16 protein-coding genes are annotated in these 16,432 nt (G+C 56.6%); 12 read left to right on the plus strand and 4 right to left on the minus strand.

Features of this window, described 5'->3' with window-relative positions:
• The first annotated feature begins 422 nt into the window (after nucleotides 1-422).
• The 7 genes from J7413_RS01220 to J7413_RS01250 all read left to right on the plus strand — a co-directional run bounded on the left by J7413_RS01220 (nucleotide 423) and on the right by J7413_RS01250 (nucleotide 7,938).
• A complete protein-coding gene (locus J7413_RS01220) occupies nucleotides 423-1,013 on the plus strand; it encodes a ferredoxin-type protein NapF (RefSeq protein WP_348538707.1) in 591 nt (196 codons plus the stop codon).
• A 16-nt stretch (nucleotides 1,014-1,029) separates the two neighbouring features.
• Complete coding sequence (locus tag J7413_RS01225; protein WP_247743275.1) at nucleotides 1,030-1,236, plus strand: chaperone NapD; 207 nt, start codon at nucleotides 1,030-1,032, stop codon at nucleotides 1,234-1,236.
• A gap of 13 nt (nucleotides 1,237-1,249) precedes the next feature.
• Nucleotides 1,250-3,739: a nitrate reductase catalytic subunit NapA gene (gene napA, locus J7413_RS01230; protein ID WP_209095642.1), complete on the plus strand. Its 2,490-nt coding sequence runs from the start codon at nucleotides 1,250-1,252 to the stop codon at nucleotides 3,737-3,739.
• 69 nt (nucleotides 3,740-3,808) lie between these two features.
• Nucleotides 3,809-4,243: a nitrate reductase cytochrome c-type subunit gene (locus J7413_RS01235; protein ID WP_209095644.1), complete on the plus strand. Its 435-nt coding sequence runs from the start codon at nucleotides 3,809-3,811 to the stop codon at nucleotides 4,241-4,243.
• A 23-nt stretch (nucleotides 4,244-4,266) separates the two neighbouring features.
• The gene (locus J7413_RS01240; protein WP_209095646.1) at nucleotides 4,267-4,968 is read left to right on the plus strand and encodes a NapC/NirT family cytochrome c; all 702 of its coding nucleotides are present in this window, start codon (nucleotides 4,267-4,269) and stop codon (nucleotides 4,966-4,968) included.
• A 460-nt stretch (nucleotides 4,969-5,428) separates the two neighbouring features.
• Nucleotides 5,429-6,265: a YihY/virulence factor BrkB family protein gene (locus J7413_RS01245; protein WP_348538708.1), complete on the plus strand. Its 837-nt coding sequence runs from the start codon at nucleotides 5,429-5,431 to the stop codon at nucleotides 6,263-6,265.
• A 71-nt stretch (nucleotides 6,266-6,336) separates the two neighbouring features.
• Nucleotides 6,337-7,938, plus strand: a complete 1,602-nt coding sequence (locus J7413_RS01250; protein ID WP_209095650.1) for an AMP-binding protein — start codon at nucleotides 6,337-6,339, stop codon at nucleotides 7,936-7,938.
• A 67-nt stretch (nucleotides 7,939-8,005) separates the two neighbouring features.
• On the opposite strand, the gene J7413_RS01255 is transcribed toward J7413_RS01250, so the two are convergent.
• Genes J7413_RS01255 through J7413_RS01265 form a run of 3 tightly spaced genes read right to left on the minus strand, consistent with a single transcriptional unit; the run spans nucleotide 8,006 to nucleotide 10,346 of the window.
• Entirely contained in the window at nucleotides 8,006-9,073 is a 1,068-nt protein-coding gene (locus J7413_RS01255) for a methyltetrahydrofolate cobalamin methyltransferase (protein ID WP_209095652.1), read from the minus strand.
• 11 nt (nucleotides 9,074-9,084) lie between these two features.
• On the minus strand, nucleotides 9,085-10,023 hold the full coding sequence (locus tag J7413_RS01260) for a methylenetetrahydrofolate reductase (RefSeq protein ID WP_209095653.1): 939 nt from the start codon (nucleotides 10,021-10,023) through the stop codon (nucleotides 9,085-9,087).
• Between the two features lie 26 nt (nucleotides 10,024-10,049).
• Nucleotides 10,050-10,346: a virulence factor gene (locus J7413_RS01265; protein WP_209095654.1), complete on the minus strand. Its 297-nt coding sequence runs from the start codon at nucleotides 10,344-10,346 to the stop codon at nucleotides 10,050-10,052.
• A 310-nt stretch (nucleotides 10,347-10,656) separates the two neighbouring features.
• On the opposite strand from J7413_RS01265, the gene J7413_RS01270 reads away from it, so the two are divergent.
• Both J7413_RS01270 and J7413_RS01275 read left to right on the plus strand, forming a co-directional pair.
• Nucleotides 10,657-11,769: a Ppx/GppA phosphatase family protein gene (locus tag J7413_RS01270; protein WP_209096714.1), complete on the plus strand. Its 1,113-nt coding sequence runs from the start codon at nucleotides 10,657-10,659 to the stop codon at nucleotides 11,767-11,769.
• A gap of 72 nt (nucleotides 11,770-11,841) precedes the next feature.
• Nucleotides 11,842-12,558 carry an RlmE family RNA methyltransferase gene (locus J7413_RS01275; protein ID WP_209095655.1) on the plus strand — a complete coding sequence of 239 codons (717 nt, stop codon included), beginning with the start codon at nucleotides 11,842-11,844 and terminating at the stop codon, nucleotides 12,556-12,558.
• A 336-nt stretch (nucleotides 12,559-12,894) separates the two neighbouring features.
• Here J7413_RS01275 and J7413_RS01280 read toward each other — a convergent pair whose 3' ends face one another.
• A complete protein-coding gene (locus J7413_RS01280) occupies nucleotides 12,895-13,803 on the minus strand; it encodes a lysophospholipid acyltransferase family protein (RefSeq protein ID WP_209095656.1) in 909 nt (302 codons plus the stop codon).
• Nucleotides 13,804-13,989: 186 nt separating this feature from the next.
• On the opposite strand from J7413_RS01280, the gene J7413_RS01285 reads away from it, so the two are divergent.
• The 3 genes from J7413_RS01285 to J7413_RS01295 are packed head-to-tail and all read left to right on the plus strand — an operon-like array spanning nucleotide 13,990 to nucleotide 16,428.
• Nucleotides 13,990-14,694, plus strand: a complete 705-nt coding sequence (locus tag J7413_RS01285; RefSeq protein WP_209095657.1) for an acylneuraminate cytidylyltransferase family protein — start codon at nucleotides 13,990-13,992, stop codon at nucleotides 14,692-14,694.
• A gap of 13 nt (nucleotides 14,695-14,707) precedes the next feature.
• Nucleotides 14,708-15,499, plus strand: a complete 792-nt coding sequence (locus J7413_RS01290) for an SDR family oxidoreductase (RefSeq protein WP_209095658.1) — start codon at nucleotides 14,708-14,710, stop codon at nucleotides 15,497-15,499.
• Nucleotides 15,493-16,428 (plus strand): Gfo/Idh/MocA family oxidoreductase, encoded by a 936-nt coding sequence (locus J7413_RS01295; RefSeq protein WP_209095659.1) that lies wholly within the window; start codon nucleotides 15,493-15,495, stop codon nucleotides 16,426-16,428. The genes J7413_RS01290 and J7413_RS01295 overlap by 7 nt, the downstream gene beginning before the upstream one ends.
• Nucleotides 16,429-16,432 lie beyond the last annotated feature (4 nt).

Here is a 16,432-nt window from a genome sequence, read left to right on the forward strand (position 1 = left end):
GCAATAAAATGTAACGCATAGTGTTGCACTTTTAGCCTGTATAGATTGAGTGAAACAAACAATTCTCATGAGTTGAAGCGGCAATGTGAAAGGCGACCTTGCGTCGTATTGAGGCCTCGGGGCCGATTAATGCTTGGCGCCAGATCGGTGCTGTGTGCGTTGGAATTGGCTCGGGGATGGCCAAACGGATCCGGAAAAATTAGGACTGCTTGTGTGCGACCGTTTGACACATTCAAAGCCTGAGCTATAGTGAAGGGAGCGTTTCTTTAGCTGCTTGTTTTTGTTGGGATTGATGGATGTGATCTCGGGATGAGCGCATGAATTCGAAGCCCCCCTGATCGGGGGGAGGAACGCAGGCCTCGTTGAGGCAGAAGACCGGACTAACGAATTTTCGACCGATATAGTTTTTCTACGGTGGGTATGTGACGTCTGAACTGCAACATTCGCCTGAACGCAGAGCCCTTCTCCGGGGGCGCACGATCTATGCGGATGTTTTGCGGCCACCGGGTGCTTTGGAAGCCGGGGCGTTTGAAGACACATGCACGCATTGCGGTGACTGCGCGGCCTCTTGCCCGCAAGCGATCATCAAAGCTGACCCAGATGGCTTTCCATTTGTTGATGTTTCCGCGCGCGGATGTGATTTTTGTAACGTCTGCGCAGATGTCTGTGTTGAAGACGCGATATTGCCTGCCCAGAGTTGGGATGTGCGTGCCGTTGTGGGCGACAGTTGTTTGTCTGTCCAAGGCATCATGTGCCGCACCTGTGAAGATCACTGTGATGCAGCGGCCATTCGGTTTCGTCCAATGACGGGTGGCAGAGCGCAACCCTTGATTGATCCAGACAACTGCACCGGATGTGGAGCCTGTGTTGCGCCTTGCCCAGCCGATGCGCTGACGCTTCAAAAACCAGTGGCCACCTCGGCCACAGATGACATTTCATCAGCCAGCCTTTCTCAAGCCAGCGAGTTTCAAAATGTACAATATCTGCGGATGCCTCGTTCACGCGATACCTGAGCGCGTTTCACACATTATGGCCGAAATAGAGGCTTTGGAGGGGTGCGATGTGCATGCCGCCGAGGGCGGACGCATCGTGACAACGGTTGAGGATACCGAGACCCAGCGCGCCTCTGAGATCATTATGGGCATGCATCAAATTCCGGGCGTGATCACGATCACGCTGACCTATCACCATTTCGAACAGGGCGGTGCAGCGACAGCACCTGCCCAAGCGCTCTGAAGGAGGGGTAGCCATGACATTGCCAACATCCCGACGTTCCTTTCTTAAGGCTTCGGCCGCGGCGGCGACAGCCTCCGCCGCTGGGATCACACTGCCCAAGGAGGCGCAGGCCCAGGTGGGCACGCCCGATATCCGATGGGACAAGGCGGCGTGCCGTTTTTGCGGCACCGGGTGCTCTGTGCTGGTAGGGGTTAAGGATGGTCGCGTGGTTGCCACTCAGGGCGACCCTGAGGCAGAGGTGAACCGGGGGCTGAACTGCATCAAGGGCTACTTCCTCTCTAAGATCATGTATGGCGAAGACCGCCTGACCCAGCCGATGCTCCGCAAAACCAATGGGGTTTATGACAAAGATGGCGAGTTCACCCCAGTGGGATGGGATGAAGCCTTCGACATTATGGAAGAAAAGTTCAAAGCCGCGCTGAAAGACAAGGGACCAACCGGTGTTGGGATGTTTGGTTCTGGGCAGTGGACGGTTTGGGAAGGCTATGCCGCTGCCAAGCTTATGAAGGCGGGCTTTCTGTCCAACAACATCGACCCGAATGCACGCCATTGTATGGCCTCTGCTGTTGTCGGTTTCATGCGGGCCTTTGGCATTGATGAGCCTATGGGCTGCTATGATGATTTTGAGGCGGCGGACACCTTTGTGCTGTGGGGCTCCAACATGGCGGAGATGCACCCCATTTTGTGGTCGCGCATCAGCGACACGCGCCTGACCAAGCCGGATGCGCAGGTGCATGTGCTCTCCACATTTGAGCATCGCTCCTTTGAGCTCGCGGACAATGGCATGATTTTCACGCCGCAGACCGATCTCGCGATACTCAATTTCATCGCCCATTACATCATCGAAAATGATGCTGTGAATTGGGACTTTGTGAACAACCACACCAACTTCAAAAAAGCGACCACCGATATTGGTTATGGGCTGCGGGATGAAAACCCACTGCAGCAGGCGGCGGCCAATCCCAACAGCGGGAAGATGGAGGCGATCGATTTTGAAGCCTACAAAAAATACGTCAGCGACTACACGCTGGAGTCGGTGAGCGAACTGTCTGGTGTCCCAGAAAGCAATCTGTTGCGGCTGGCAGAGCAATATGCTGATCCCAATCGCAAGGTGATGAGCCTTTGGACCATGGGGTTCAACCAGCATACGCGCGGTTCTTGGGTGAACGGGCTGTGCTATAACGTGCATCTGTTGACCGGCAAAATCTCTGAGCCGGGCAATTCACCGTTTTCACTGACCGGGCAGCCTTCGGCCTGTGGCACGGCGCGAGAGGTTGGTACCTTTGCGCACCGTCTGCCTGCGGATATGGTGGTGAACAATGATGAGCACCGTGCGATTGCTGAGAAGAAGTGGAAGCTGCCAAGTGGCATTTTGAATGCCAAGCCCGGATCCCATGCGGTGCAACAGAACCGGGATCTGAAAGACGGCAAGATCAACGCCTATTGGGTGCAGGTGAACAACAACATGCAGGCCGCGCCCAACATGAACGAAGAAGGGTATCCGGGATACCGCAACCCCGACAACTTTATTGTGGTGTCTGATCCTTATCCAACGGTCACGGCGATTGCTGCTGATCTGATCCTGCCCACCGCCATGTGGGTCGAGAAAGAAGGCGCCTTTGGCAACGCAGAGCGGCGCACGCAGTTCTGGCGGCAGCAGGTGGATGCACCGGGGGAGGCAAAATCAGACCTCTGGCAGTTGATGGAATTCTCCAAACGCTTCACCACAGATGAGGTCTGGCCTGCGGAGACTTTGGCGGCCAACCCAGAATATAAGGGCAAGACCCTGTTTGAAGTGCTCTTTGCCAATGGGCAGGTGGATAAATACCCGCTGTCTGAAACGGCGGAAGGCTTTGCCAATGCGGAATCTGAGGATTTTGGCTTCTACGTGCAGAAAGGTCTGTTTGAGGAATATGCCACGTTCGGGCGTGGCCATGGCCATGATCTGGCAGAGTTTGAACGCTATCATGAAGAGCGCGGCATGCGCTGGCCCGTGGTGGATGGCAAGGAGACGCTGTATCGCTTCCGCGAAGGGTATGACCCCTATGTGAAAGAGGGCGAAGGCGTGCGGTTTTACGGCAACAAGGATGGCCGGGCCAATATCATATTTGCACCTTATGAGCCCCCTGCGGAAAGCCCGGATGACGCCTTTGACATGTGGCTTGTGACCGGTCGTGTGCTGGAGCATTGGCATTCAGGCTCAATGACGCGGCGGGTGCCAGAGCTGCACCGCGCCTATCCCCATGCGCAGGTGTTTATGCATCCTGATGATGCCAAAGATCGGGGTTTGCGACGCGGGCAGGAAATAACGATTTCCACCCGACGTGGCGAGATGCACAGCCGGGTGGAGACGCGTGGGCGCAACAAGATGCCACGCGGCGTGGTGTTTGTGCCGTGGTTTGACGAAGGCCAGTTGATCAACAAGCTGACGCTGGATGCGACCTGTCCACTGTCCAAGGAGACGGATTTCAAGAAATGTGCCTGCAAGGTGGAGCGCGCCTGATTTGTGCGCCCGCATAGCCAGCGCGGGGGCGGCCACGCGCCATCCCTCGCAAGCTACGGAGATTGTAAGATGAGAAAATACAATTATGTCAGCGCTTTGGCGGCAATTGCGGTGGTGTTGATCAGCGGCGTTGCGGTGGCGGATCAGGCCGGGACCGTGAAGGCGCTTCGCAATGATCCGCTGGATCACATCAACCGGATTGACGAGGTGCTGCATCAGGAAACCCGCCGATTTGTGCGCAATTATCGCCAACAGCCGCCCCTGATCCCGCATTCGATTGACCAGTATCAGATTGATTTGAGCGCAAACCAGTGTTTGGCCTGCCATGACTGGAGCAATGCAGGCGACCGCGGTGCGCCAACGCTTTCAATGACGCATTACCTTGATCGCGATGGGCAACAGCTGGATGCGGTCGCGGGCACACGCTGGTTCTGTAATCAGTGCCATGTGCCACAAGCTAACACGCCTCCGCTCGTGGAGAGCACCTTTGTGCCCTCGCAGTGACGCCAGAAAGAAGGAGTTGAGACATGTCTGATCATGGCAAGAAACCCGGCTTTTTCCGGCGCGCCTTTCGACTGCTGACCTCACCCGCAACGACGTTTTCGATGGGTGGGTTGCTGATTGGCGGCTTTGTGGGCGGGATCCTGTTCTGGGGCGGCTTTCATTGGGCGCTGGAGCTGACAAACACCGAAGAGTTCTGCATTTCCTGCCACGAGATGGAGCGGAACTTCGCGGAATACAAAGAGACGGTGCATTACAACAACCACTCCGGCGTGCGTGCCACCTGTCCGGATTGCCATGTGCCGAAAGAATGGCAACACAAGATTAAGGCGAAGGTTCTGGCCAGCAAAGACGTATATCACACGCTGGTAGGCACAATTGACACGCAGGAAAAATATGACGCGCATCGCCTTGGCATGGCGTCGCAATCCTGGGTGAAGATGAAGAAATCTGACAGCCGCGAATGCCGCAACTGCCATAATTTCGAATATATGGATTTCACCATTCAGGAAAATCGTGCGGCGGCCAATCACCAGCAAGCGCTGGATGAGGGTTTGACCTGTATTGATTGCCATCAGGGGGTCGCGCACAACTTGCCTGAAAACTATCTGGAAACCTACCGCGCGCTGGTGGAAGAGCTGGCCGATGCCGGTGAGATCCCAGCACCAAAGGGCAGGGTCGTGGCGGAGTCGCTGGGCGACATTAAGGCGTTTCTCAACGCGAATTGAGCAGCCTGCGCGCCCGTTAAGTCGCTTGTTGAAGAAAGGTGCCGGCTCCTGAAAAGGAACCGGCACATGCCTTGCTTTGTGAGTGGTCTGGCTTGGGCGCAGACATTGCAAAACCGCCAAGGCTGAGCGATCTTGCCCCCAGCCAGCGCCACAGGGAGGGAGGGTGTGCGCCAGCTGATCGTGGCCACGCAGCGGTATTGGAGAGGGAGCTGTGTGGCGTCTTTGGAAAGAGTTGGCTGTTACCCCAGGCCGCATCTTTCGTGTGACACCACGGATAGACTCACTTTCTGAAAATATCCTTTTAGAATGTTCCCAGTTTTGAATGGTATTTGTTTAAAACTTTATACAATGACGCATGTTGACGACATCCTACACGATGCAGCGATCCAGTCTGCTGGAAAGTCCATTGAGTTCAGCCTATTATCCGAAATGATTGAAAAGCTATTTTTGGGTGACACCGGTGACGGTCTTGCAAAATTTTTTTGAAGCACTTCGCCGATTTGGGGCCAAGGGCGGCGCGATGCGCAGTTCGCATCTGGCTTTGTCGTTTTTGTTGGCCATTTTTCCATTTTGCCTGTTTGCACTTTCGCTGGCGGGGGCTCTGAGCCCGGAAAGCCATATTGATGATGTCATCGCGTTTGCCATTGGTGCCTGGCCGGATGCGATTGCAAATTCGATCGAGAGTGAGTTGCGCGCGGTGCTACAGGCGGGCAGTTCGACGCTGACGTTTGGCGCTGTTCTGGCGATCTTTTTTGCGTCAAACGGCGTGCAAGCCATTCGACTGGTGATCACAGAGGCCTATCGTGACACAGATCCACGCCCATTCTGGAAGACGCGCGCACTGTCGATTTTGTTCGTGCTTGCCGGATCCTGCGTGATCGTGGTGGCAGGTTCCATCAATGTGGTGGTTCCGCTTACGGTGCATTATTTCGATGATCTTGTGCCTTGGCTCAGTCAGTCGATCCTGAGCAATGACCAGTTTCGGCAGTTGGTCACCCTGTCTATATCGGTGTTCTTTCTCTTTGCATGTCACAAATGGTTGCCGGGTGTATCGCACAGCACGCGTGAGCTTGTGCCCGGAATTGTGCTGTGCATGTTTCTGTGGTGGGCGGTGTCCAAGGGCTTTGCTTTTTACCTCAGCAGCTTTGCCACCTATTCGGTCACCTATGCCGGGCTTGCCGGGATTATGTCGACCTTGGTCTATCTCTATTTGTTGTCAGCGATCTTTGTTCTTGGTGCTGAGTTCAACGGCCAGTTGATGGATGCACAGAAATCCCGAGAGAGTGCAGCCGCGTAGGTGTTTCTACGGTGATTGCGCTCACAGTTTGCGCCGTTAAAGTCCCGCGTCACGAATAAGGAGGAGTTCCGATGAGCATGACGATCGGCGGGCTGTTTGCCGCGCGGGCAAAGACCTATGCGGACAAGCTATTTTTGCAGGTTCCAGCGAATTCTGAACGGGCCTATCACCCGGACGGCTATCTGTGCTCCTATGCTGAGGCGCGCGCGCAAGTTGATGCAATGGTGGCCACACTGAAAGCTGCGGGATATGGCCATGGGCACCGGATTGCGGCGCTTTTGGAAAACCGGCCGGAGATGCTCATTTTGAAGCTCGCTTTGGCAGAGCTTGGTATCAGCTGGGTGCCTGTGAACCCGGATTACCGTCCTGCCGAGGTGGCCTATCTGCTGCAAGACAGCGGCGCGGAATTGGCACTTGTTGTGCGAGAGCAGCGCGCGCTGATGGAAGCGGGGATTGCGGAGAGCGGTCTGGATGTGCCGATGGTGGAAATGGGCACAACGCTGCCGGCTTTGCCCCAGAGCAAGACCGCTGCGCCCAAGGACGGCCCGATTACACAAGAGACCGAAGCCAGCCTGATCTACACCTCCGGCACCACAGGGCGGCCCAAGGGCTGTATGCTGAGCCATGGCTATGAGGTGGAGATGGGGCAGTGGTATGCCTCTCGTAGGGGGCTTATCCAATTTGAAGCGGGGGTGACCAAGGTTTATTGCCCGTTGCCGCTGTTTCATGTGAACGCCGCGATCCTGTTGTTCATGGCGGTGATTGAAACCGGCAGTGCGCAGATCGCACCAGAGCGATTCCGGGCCAGTGCGTGGTGGCGCGAATTGGCGGAAACCGGCGCCACGGCCGCACATTATCTGGGGATCATCATTCCAGCCCTGATGAACCGCGCACCAGAGGACTGGGAGAAGAAACATAAGGTTCAGTTCGCTGTTGGGGCAGGGGTAGAGCCCACGCTGCACCGTCCGTTTGAAGAGCGCTTTGGGTTTCCGTTGATCGAGGTCTGGGGCATGACAGAGATGTGCCGCATTCTGGGCGACTATGAAGAGCCGCGCCGGATCGACACTCGCGCGATGGGTCGCCCGCAACCGGGGTTGGACGTGCGCGTCGTGGATGGTGACGATCAAGAGGTGCCACGGGGCACGGCGGGCGAAATGGTGCTGCGCTACAGTGCTGAGACCCCGCGGCGGGGGGCTTTTTCGGGCTATCTCAACCTTCCGGAGGCCACTGAGGAAGCCTGGCGTGGGGGATGGTTTCACACCGGCGATACGGTGGTGATGGATGAAACGGACATGATCACCTTTGTGGATCGAAAGAAAAACATCATCCGACGGTCTGGTGAAAACATTGCGGCGGCGGAGATTGAGGCTTGTCTGCAGGATCACCCGGCTGTTGAGCGTGTGGCGGTGGTGGCTGTGCCAGACGAGATGCGCGACGAAGAGGTCATGGCCTGCGTGCAGGTGGTTGGTACGCGGGGCGAGTCCCTGTCACAGGAGCTGTTTGATTGGTGCTTTGCACGACTGGCCTACTACAAGGCTCCGGGGTGGATACGGTTTGTTCAAGAGGTTCCGGTGACGGGCACCCAAAAGGTGCAGAAACACAGTCTGTTTGGCGAAGGTGACGATCCCACGGTGGGAGCTGACGACTATCGCAACCTTAAGAAGCGCGGATAAATCTTTCACATAAAAGAAAAAAGCCCGCATCAAAGGATGCGGGCTTTTTCGTCATATCAAGGCGCGCTTAGGCGCGACGGCGACGACGACCGCCCCGGCCACCTGCGGCTGCATCTGCAGGGGATTTGTTGAATTTGATCCACTCAGCACCACCTTCGTCGTTGTTGGTCAGGAAGTTGGCGGCGCGGATGGCCTCCATCTCTTTGCCTGCGCGGGCTTTGGTGGAGCCCAGACCGAAGGTTTCGCAGAAGGTCTCGTCATCCATGTCCTCTGGGATGATGATCCCTTTGGCGGCGATTTCGGCTTTCTTCTCGGCCAGCTTTTTGGGGCCAACAGGCAGGGCAACCGGGTTCATGATCGCGGAGGTCATGCCGGTCGCCATTGCCATTGGCAGGAAGGCGTTGTTGATGCCGTGACGGTTTGGCAGGCCGAAGGAGATGTTGGACGCACCACAGGTGGTGTTCACGCCCAGCTCGTTGCGCAGACGGTGGTTGAGTTCAAACACCTGCAGGCCAGCAGTGCCCATGGCGCCGATTGGCATCACCAGTGGGTCGACCACGATGTCATGAGCCGGGATGCCGAAGTCAGCTGCGCGCTCAACGATCTTTTTGGCCACGGCAAAGCGGACCTCTGGGTCCTCAGAGATGCCGGTGTCGTCGTTGGAGATGGCCACCACAGGCACGTTGTATTTCTTGACCAGCGGCAGAACGATTTCCAGACGCTCTTCTTCGCCTGTCACAGAGTTCAGCAGCGGACGACCTTTGGCCGCTTCCAGACCGGCCTCAAGCGCGCCGGGAACCGAGCTGTCGATGCAGAGCGGGCAGTCGGTGACTTCCTGCACCTTTTCCACCAGCTGGCGCATCAGGTCAGGCTCAACAAAGTTGTTGTCCGCGTAGCGTGGGTCTTCGGCCATTTTGTTGGAGAAAACCGCGCCGGAGTTGATGTCCAGAACAGTAGCGCCTGCGGCCACCTGTGCCAGTGCATCTGCTTGCACGCGGGAGAAATCGCCCGCTTCCAGCTCTGCGTTCAGGATCTTGCGGCCGGTTGGGTTGATGCGCTCACCGATAACAGTGAACGGCTGATCAAAACCCATGATCGCTGTTTTTGTTTGTGATTCAATGATGGTCCGGGTCATGTTTTATCCTGTCAGACAGAGGTGCTTTGTGGGGCGGCTGGCTGCGTGGAGGCGCCGCCGTTTTCGATTGCCCAATTGGCGTTGGTTTTGATGCCGCCAAGCGGGAAGAAGTGGACTTTCTCGATGTTGAAATCCGGGTTGGCCGCTTTGTGGGCCGCGAGACCCGCGAGAACTTCGGTTGGCTCATGCGGCAGCAGCAGTTTGGAAACGTCTTTGGCGCGCTTCTGAAGCACTTTCAAAGACGGACCAACGCCGCAGGCAATGGCAAATTTGATCATGGTCTGCAGTTTGGCAGGGCCCGCGATACCGATGTGGATCGGCAGGGTCATGCCGCGCTCTTTCAGGGTGTTGGCCCATTCGATCACCGGCTCTGCCTCAAAGCAGAACTGGGTGGCCAGCGCCATATCCGCGTCGGTGCGCTTGGAGAACTCGAGTTTCCAGTCCAGAGCGGCGTAGGTGTTGGCGCGACCACCGTCCGGGTCGATGTCCATGTTCGGCTCTGGGTGGCCCGCCACGTGCAGGTTGGTGAAACCGGCTTTGTCAAACAGACCCGTGTCCAGGAGCTGCATGGAATCGGAGAAATCGCCATGCGGGTTGGCAACGCCACCGGCCAGCAGAAGCGCCTGTTTCACATCAGCTTCGCCCTGATACATGGAGATCCAGTTTTCCAGCGTCGCCTTATCTTTGATGATGCGTGCCGGGAAGTGGGGCATCACATCGTAGCCTTCGCCTTTGATGCGCTTGGCAGTGGCAACCATATCCTCGATTGGTGTGCCTTCGATGTGGGCGATATAGACGCGGGTGCCTTCCGGCAGCAGCACGCGGAAATCTTCGACCTTTGCTGCGGTGCGGGGCATTACCTCGATAGAGTAGCCTTTCAGGAAAGCTTCCATCTCAGGTGAGGTGGTTTTGCCATCCTCGCTCTTACGTTTGAAATTCAACAAAGCCATTGCGGCCTCCCAAAACGAGGGGCGTGTCATGCCCAGCCTTCATTGGCGATCAGGGCTTTGATGCGCTCCTGATCGAATTCTGCCTCAAGCCGCGCGACCTCTTGTTCGACGATCGCTTGCGGCTCTCCTTCCACCGGGTAGGGATCAGCCTTACGCCATTCTGCAAGATAGGCATCCGTGTCAGATGCGCCAACTTTCATTGCCGCTCGGTCGATTGCTTGCTCAAACCGTTCTGCCAAAGGTTTTTTCGCGCCTCGGCGTCCTTTGCCAACGATCACTTGAGCAGGAATATCGCGCCAATAGACAATTGTGACATCAGGCATAGGTTTGATTCCTCCAGTATCAGTGCTTCCTTCGTAGGCCAGGGTTGCGTTTTGGTTTGTCTCAATTTCGACACGAAGACAGCATTCCGCGACCTAGGGGTTTGTTGTGGGCTTTGTTGTGGGGCGGTTGTAGCCAATTTTGACTGGATATGGCTATGCACGTGGCTGTGAATTCTTTGCATGAAAAAGATGAAGGTGTCAGCCAATTGGTTTGGAACGCACAAGCTTTGGAGGAGGCGCGCGCAGGAGGGATTGCGCGAAATGGACGGAGTGATTAGGTTAGAGGCAACACGAAATGGAGGGCGTGATGATGGCGCCCAAGCGTCCCAAAGGTGCGGGCGCATTCCCAAAACCGGTTGAGAGCCCCGCGCCGAAACCGCCTGATCCGAGTACGCTTTATGCGGCGCTGGATCTTGGCACAAACAGTTGCCGCATGCTGATTGCCCAGCCAAAGGGCAGTCAGATCCATGTGGTGGACAGCTTTAGCAAGTCTGTCCAGTTGGGGTCCGGGCTGGAAAGTACCGGGCGCCTTTCACGTGGCTCAATGCGACGCACCATTCAGGCCATGCGGATCTGCCAGCAGAAACTGAAGCGTCATAAGGTCAAACGCATGCGTTTGGTGGCGACGGAGGCCTGCCGTCGCGCCAAGAACGCGCGGGATTTTGTCCGGCAGGTGCGGCGTGAGACGGGATTGCAGCTGGAGATTATCAAAGCCGAAGAAGAAGCGCGTCTTGCGGTGATCAGCTGCGCGCCTTTGGTGTCCATGAAAACCGAGCAGCTTTTGGTTGTAGATATCGGCGGTGGGTCAACGGAGCTTGTGTGGATTGATCTGTCCTCTGTGCCGCCGATCGAGCGGTCGCGCGCGATCATGCGGTTGCGTGGGGGGTTCCACACAGTTGACAGCCCATTCCCTGCCGCAAAGGTGGTGGACTGGATCAGCGTGCCTCTTGGGGTTGCAACACTGCGGGATCAGTTCCGCGATGTTGAGGATGATGCCGGGCGGTTTGCGCTGATGAGTTGGTTTTTTGAAGAAAACCTGAGTGAATTTGCGCCTTATAAAGATGAGCCACCGAGCGAAGGGTTCCAGATCATCGGGACCAGTGGCACGGTGACTACTGTGGCGGCGAGCCATCTGGGCTTGCGACGGTATGACCGGACCAAGGTGGACGGGCTGCGTATGACCAGTGAGCAGATCGACAAGGTCATTCGGGGCTATCTGGATCTTGGACCACGTGGCAGACGCAATGACCCGCGCATCGGACAGGATCGTCAGGCTTTGATCATGAGCGGATCGGCGATTTTGCAGGCGCTTTTGCGGTGTTGGCCGACGGATCGGCTTTCTGTGGCAGATCGTGGTCTGCGTGAAGGGCTGCTTTATGCGCAGATGAGCGCGGATGGCGTGTTGGAAGACGGACCTTTCTGAATAAGCAAGACCGCTTGAAGTGGCGGCAAAAATGACTAGAAGGCTTTGTTTCAAAGCGAAGTGGTGAGCAAGATGGCCAAGAAACCGACCGGCAAAAACACATCCGGGCGCGGACAGCGCGATTTGACCGTAAAGGTGAAGTCGGCGCGTGGGCGCAAATTGTCCAGCACTCGCTGGCTGCAGCGCCAGTTGAATGACCCTTATGTGCAGCGCGCAAAGGCCGAGGGCTATCGCGGTCGTGCGGCATTTAAGATCATGGAGTTGGACGACAAATACCGCTTTCTGGTGCCTGGCGCCCGGGTTGTGGACCTTGGCTGTGCCCCCGGAGGCTGGTGCCAGGTGGCCGTGCCACGCGTGAACGCGCTTGGCGAAAAGTCAGGCAAAAAAGTTGGCACCATTCTGGGGGTCGACCTTCAGGAAGTTGAAGCCATTGCAGGCTGTGAGATTCATCAGCTCGACTTCATGGAAGACGATGCCGATGTGAAGGTGAAAGAGTGGCTGGGCGGCAAGGCTGATGTGGTGATGAGCGACATGGCTGCCGCAAGCTCTGGCCACAAGCAAACCGATCACCTGCGCATTATGTCGCTTTGCGAAGCGGCTGCCTACTTTGCCTTTGACGTTTTGGAAGAGGGCGGCACCTTTGTCGCCAAAGTTCTGGCCGGTGGTGCAGAAGGCGAGTTGCAAAAGCTTCTGAAGCAGAAGTTCACCAAAGTTGCCAACGTGAAACCCCCCAGCAGCCGCGCAGACAGCTCTGAGAAATTCGTGGTTGCGACCGGTTTCCGTGGATAACGCTAAATTTAAGCGCTGCGGAGCAGGGAGTCAGTGGCGCTTTTCATCAAACGTTCAGCACGAAATTCAAAGTGGTCATCTTTGAAGAGTTCAACCGTTTGACGGGCGCGCACCTTCTTTTGATGCGCTGCGAGGTTTTGTTGGCGCAAAAGCTCAAACAAACGGGCATGGCGTGCAGAATTCGCGACTTCAAATGGGCGGACGTGGAACACAACTCTCTCCTATAGCAACAAAATCCGGCCTCTTGATCTTTGGGCCATGCTTCTTGCTATCACGACGAGGTGTTTAAAAAAGCGCGCAAATGGGATGATTTTGTGAAGAAATTGCAGCGTTTGCTCAGGAATTAGACCGAGCACGGTCTTCGCTTGTGTCATTGCCAGCGCCCCGCCAACGGTTGTGTGTCCACATCCATTGCCCCGGATAGGCACGAATGAGCGCTTCCAGGCTGTCATTGAGGGCTTTGGTCATTTCTTCAGCGGTGCTGTGCGGCACAGGGGCTTCCGTCTGTATGACATAAGTGCCATCCGGTTGGCGCACCCCATAGCAGGGGACGAGGTCGAGTTTGAACTTAAGCGCCAATTCCGCGGCTGAGGTCGCCGTTCGGGCGGGTTTGCCCATGAAATCCATCACTGGTGCGTCATTGATACGCTGGTCTTGGACGATTCCGAGAAAGCCACCACTGCGCAGATGTTTGATCATGCCGGACATGCCACGGCGGCCACGTTCAAAGACGGGTTTTCCGAAATCTTCCATGGCGGCGACGTAGTGATCATTGAAGTATGGGTTGGACATTTTTTTATAGAGTCCAGCCACCTGAATGCCCTGCGCCAAAAGCGCGGCGCGCACGGCGAGGTAGTTGCCGAAATGCCCGGTCACCAGCATGGCGCCTTTGCCCTCTGCCTGCGCTGCTTTGAGAGCGGCAAGACCGGGGCCTGTGATGGGGTATGTGGCAACGCGCGCGGAAAACTCATTTGCCGAATACATTTCCATCAGCATGCGGCCCATGGTTTCGGGCACTTCGCGTACGATGGCCTCGCGCGCTGTAGCGCTCAACTCTGGCATCACAAGCGCCAGATTTTCGCGGATGCGGCGGCGGTTGCCTGTGAAAGGGGCGATCACATTGGTCATGACTTTGCCACTCAGTGTGATGCGCGTCTCATAGGGCAGGCAGCGCATCGCGGACAAAAAGCCGCGAATGATGGCGTCGGTCAGCCAATGGGCAAAGGTGCGTTTGGAAGAAGCCATCAGTGGTGCAATCAATCTTTTTGCGTCATGAAGTTGGCCGATACATATGTTTTGTGCATTTGCCACGCAACCCGTTTGGCAGTTTCGCGTTGCGTGGCCAACGGGGCTTGCGTAACAAGCTGAGGGCAACTGCGCGCATGTCGTCATGCGCCCGCCCCGCGGGCTCGCAACAGAGGAGAGGCATTTATGATCCTTGGTCATATCGGAGCACGGAAAGGCTCCAAAGGGGTTGTTCGCAAGAACTTCAAAAACTTGTGCGGCAAGCCAATGATCGATTGGTCGCTGGATCAGCTGTTTGAACACCCGATGGTGGATGCGGTGGTCGTATCGACGGATGATGAGGAAATGTATGAGCATGCCGTTGCCAAGGGGGCGCTTGAGATTGGGCTGCGGCCTGCGCATCTCGCAACGGATGAGGCGCCCAAATGGGGGGTCTGGCAACATGCCATGGAGGCAGGGGAAGCTGCGGCGGGCCAGCCTGCCACCGCGTTTCTGGATCTGGATTGCACCTCTCCCATGCGCCAACCTGAGGATATCACCGGTGCGCTGGAGCTTTTTCTGAAAGAGCAGCCAGACATGGTCATGAGTGTTTGTGAGGCGCGGAAAAATCCCTACTTCAATCTCGTGGAACCGGATGAAACTGGTGCGCTGCATGTCAGTAAGCCGCTGCCCGGTGGCGTCTGGGCCCGTCAGGCTGCACCGACAGTTTATGAGCACGCGGCGTCGACCTATGTTGTCGCGCCACACTATCTGCGCGATGCAAGAACAATTTACGAAGGGCGGGTGATCCCGTTTGAAATGCCGCCTGAGCGTTGCATTGATATCGATTCCCCCTTTGATTTCAGATTGGTAGAGATGCTTCTTCGCGAGTATCTTGAGAGCAAGGGCTGAAGGAGGCCGCAAGATGGACAAACAGTTGGACGGGCGCACGGTATTTATCACAGGCTCTGGCGGTGTCTTGGGCTCCACTTATGTGCGGCGTATGTTGGAGGTGGGTGCAAAGGTTGTGGCCACCGATCTGCCCGGCGCGCGGGCGGATGCGCTTAAGGAGACACATGGCGACAACCCGAACTTTGGCTATTACGACTTGAACGTTGGGGTCGAAGAAGAGGTTGTCGAGATCTTCAAACGTGTCATGGCGGATGGATGGCAGCCCAATGTGGTGCTGAACAACGCGGCCATCACGGGGGAGATGCTGATGGGCGCGGGCAAGCCGTTTCCCGATTTTGCCGATACCACGGTGGACGACTTTGAACGCACCATGCGCACCAACCTGACCGGCGCCTTTATGATTGCACGTCAGATGGATCGCGACATCGTGGGCAAATACCCAAGCGCGCTGATCAATGTGGCCTCGATGTATGCGCTCAATGGCGCGCATCATCCGATTTATGATGGTATGCCGTTCAAGAATTTCTCGGCTTATGGTGTTTCCAAAGCCGGCATTCACGGCATGACTGTTTGGCTGGCAGGGTACTGGGCGAAGCGTGACGCCACGGTGAACACGATTTCGCCGGGTGCGGTGTTCAACGGGCATTCCGAGGAATTTCAGAAACGCGTCGGCGCGTTGATCATGCAGGATCGCATGGCGCAGCCCGATGAGATCGCGGATGTGATGCTGTTCCTTGCCAGCAAACACGCAGGCCACATGACCGGTCAGATGGTCAATGTGGATGGGGGTTTCTCGGCGTGGTGATCGCCGTCATCGGGGCAGGCTCCATCGGAAAACGCCATGCGGCCAATCTGGCGGCATTGGGCGAGGCTGTCGAGTTGATTGGGTGGCGCGGGTTTGACCGCGCCGCTTTCGAGGTGCGCAAAGATATCGAGGCGGTGGTGATTGCCACCTCCACGCCAATCCGGCTGGAGCTGATCGAGATGTGCGCCGCGCGGGATTGGCCGTTTTATGCGGAAAAGCCGCTTGCTTGGCGTGTCGAGCAGGCAGACGCGATCCATGACGCAGCCACACCTGTTGCGGCACGTTCGATGGTCGGTTTCATGATGCGCTATCACCCGGCGGTGCGGGCGTTGGCAGGGCTTGATCTGAGCCAGACCTATGGGTTTTCTTTTGAAATTGGCCATGACGTGCGCCAGTGGCGCGAAAACTGGTCTTTTGCCGGAAGCTATGCTGCAGAGCCAGAGGGGGGCGGGGTTTTGATGGACCTGTGCCACGAAATGGATCTGGCGCTGGCAGTAATGGGACCGCTTGAGCTTTCAGATGTGCGCGCGCTGGCGCATAAGGACTTTGCGCAGATTGATTTCGCAACACGTGTCGATGTGGTGGCAAAAAGCGGAGCGGTGGGCACCATCTCCATGGACTATGTTTCGCCGGTATCCTTGCGCAAAGCGGCGCTGCGCGGGGCGGCGCGTATGGTCGACTTGGACTTCCTTGCGCCAAGCTTGTCTGAGGACAAGGGGCAGGGCGCAGAGATCACCCCATATGTGTTTGAACGCAACGACATGTTCATGGACATGATGCGTGATTTCCTCGCGCTTGCACGTGGTCAGGAGACATCAGGCAATCCGCTGATGCCACGTTTTGACCGGATGCGGGACAGCAGCCTGTTGATTGCGCGCGCTTGGGAAGCCCGCCGTATGACGGGCTTTGTGGATATGGACATGTCTTAACGGA

It is taken from the genome of Shimia sp. R10_1, assembly GCF_017744095.1.
Lineage (GTDB): Bacteria > Pseudomonadota > Alphaproteobacteria > Rhodobacterales > Rhodobacteraceae > Shimia.

Coding starts and splice junctions, on each gene's coding strand:
- J7413_RS01270 (WP_209096714.1), top strand. CDS start 10,657: ATGGCGCCCAAGCGTCCCAAAGGTGCGGGCGCATTCCCAAAACCGGTT.
- J7413_RS01275 (WP_209095655.1), top strand. CDS start 11,842: ATGGCCAAGAAACCGACCGGCAAAAACACATCCGGGCGCGGACAGCGC.
- J7413_RS01265 (WP_209095654.1), bottom strand. CDS start 10,346: ATGCCTGATGTCACAATTGTCTATTGGCGCGATATTCCTGCTCAAGTG.
- J7413_RS01225 (WP_247743275.1), top strand. CDS start 1,030: ATGGCCGAAATAGAGGCTTTGGAGGGGTGCGATGTGCATGCCGCCGAG.
- J7413_RS01235 (WP_209095644.1), top strand. CDS start 3,809: ATGAGAAAATACAATTATGTCAGCGCTTTGGCGGCAATTGCGGTGGTG.
- J7413_RS01280 (WP_209095656.1), bottom strand. CDS start 13,803: ATGGCTTCTTCCAAACGCACCTTTGCCCATTGGCTGACCGACGCCATC.
- J7413_RS01255 (WP_209095652.1), bottom strand. CDS start 9,073: ATGACCCGGACCATCATTGAATCACAAACAAAAACAGCGATCATGGGT.
- J7413_RS01250 (WP_209095650.1), top strand. CDS start 6,337: ATGAGCATGACGATCGGCGGGCTGTTTGCCGCGCGGGCAAAGACCTAT.
- J7413_RS01290 (WP_209095658.1), top strand. CDS start 14,708: ATGGACAAACAGTTGGACGGGCGCACGGTATTTATCACAGGCTCTGGC.
- J7413_RS01240 (WP_209095646.1), top strand. CDS start 4,267: ATGTCTGATCATGGCAAGAAACCCGGCTTTTTCCGGCGCGCCTTTCGA.
- J7413_RS01285 (WP_209095657.1), top strand. CDS start 13,990: ATGATCCTTGGTCATATCGGAGCACGGAAAGGCTCCAAAGGGGTTGTT.
- J7413_RS01260 (WP_209095653.1), bottom strand. CDS start 10,023: ATGGCTTTGTTGAATTTCAAACGTAAGAGCGAGGATGGCAAAACCACC.
- napA (WP_209095642.1), top strand. CDS start 1,250: ATGACATTGCCAACATCCCGACGTTCCTTTCTTAAGGCTTCGGCCGCG.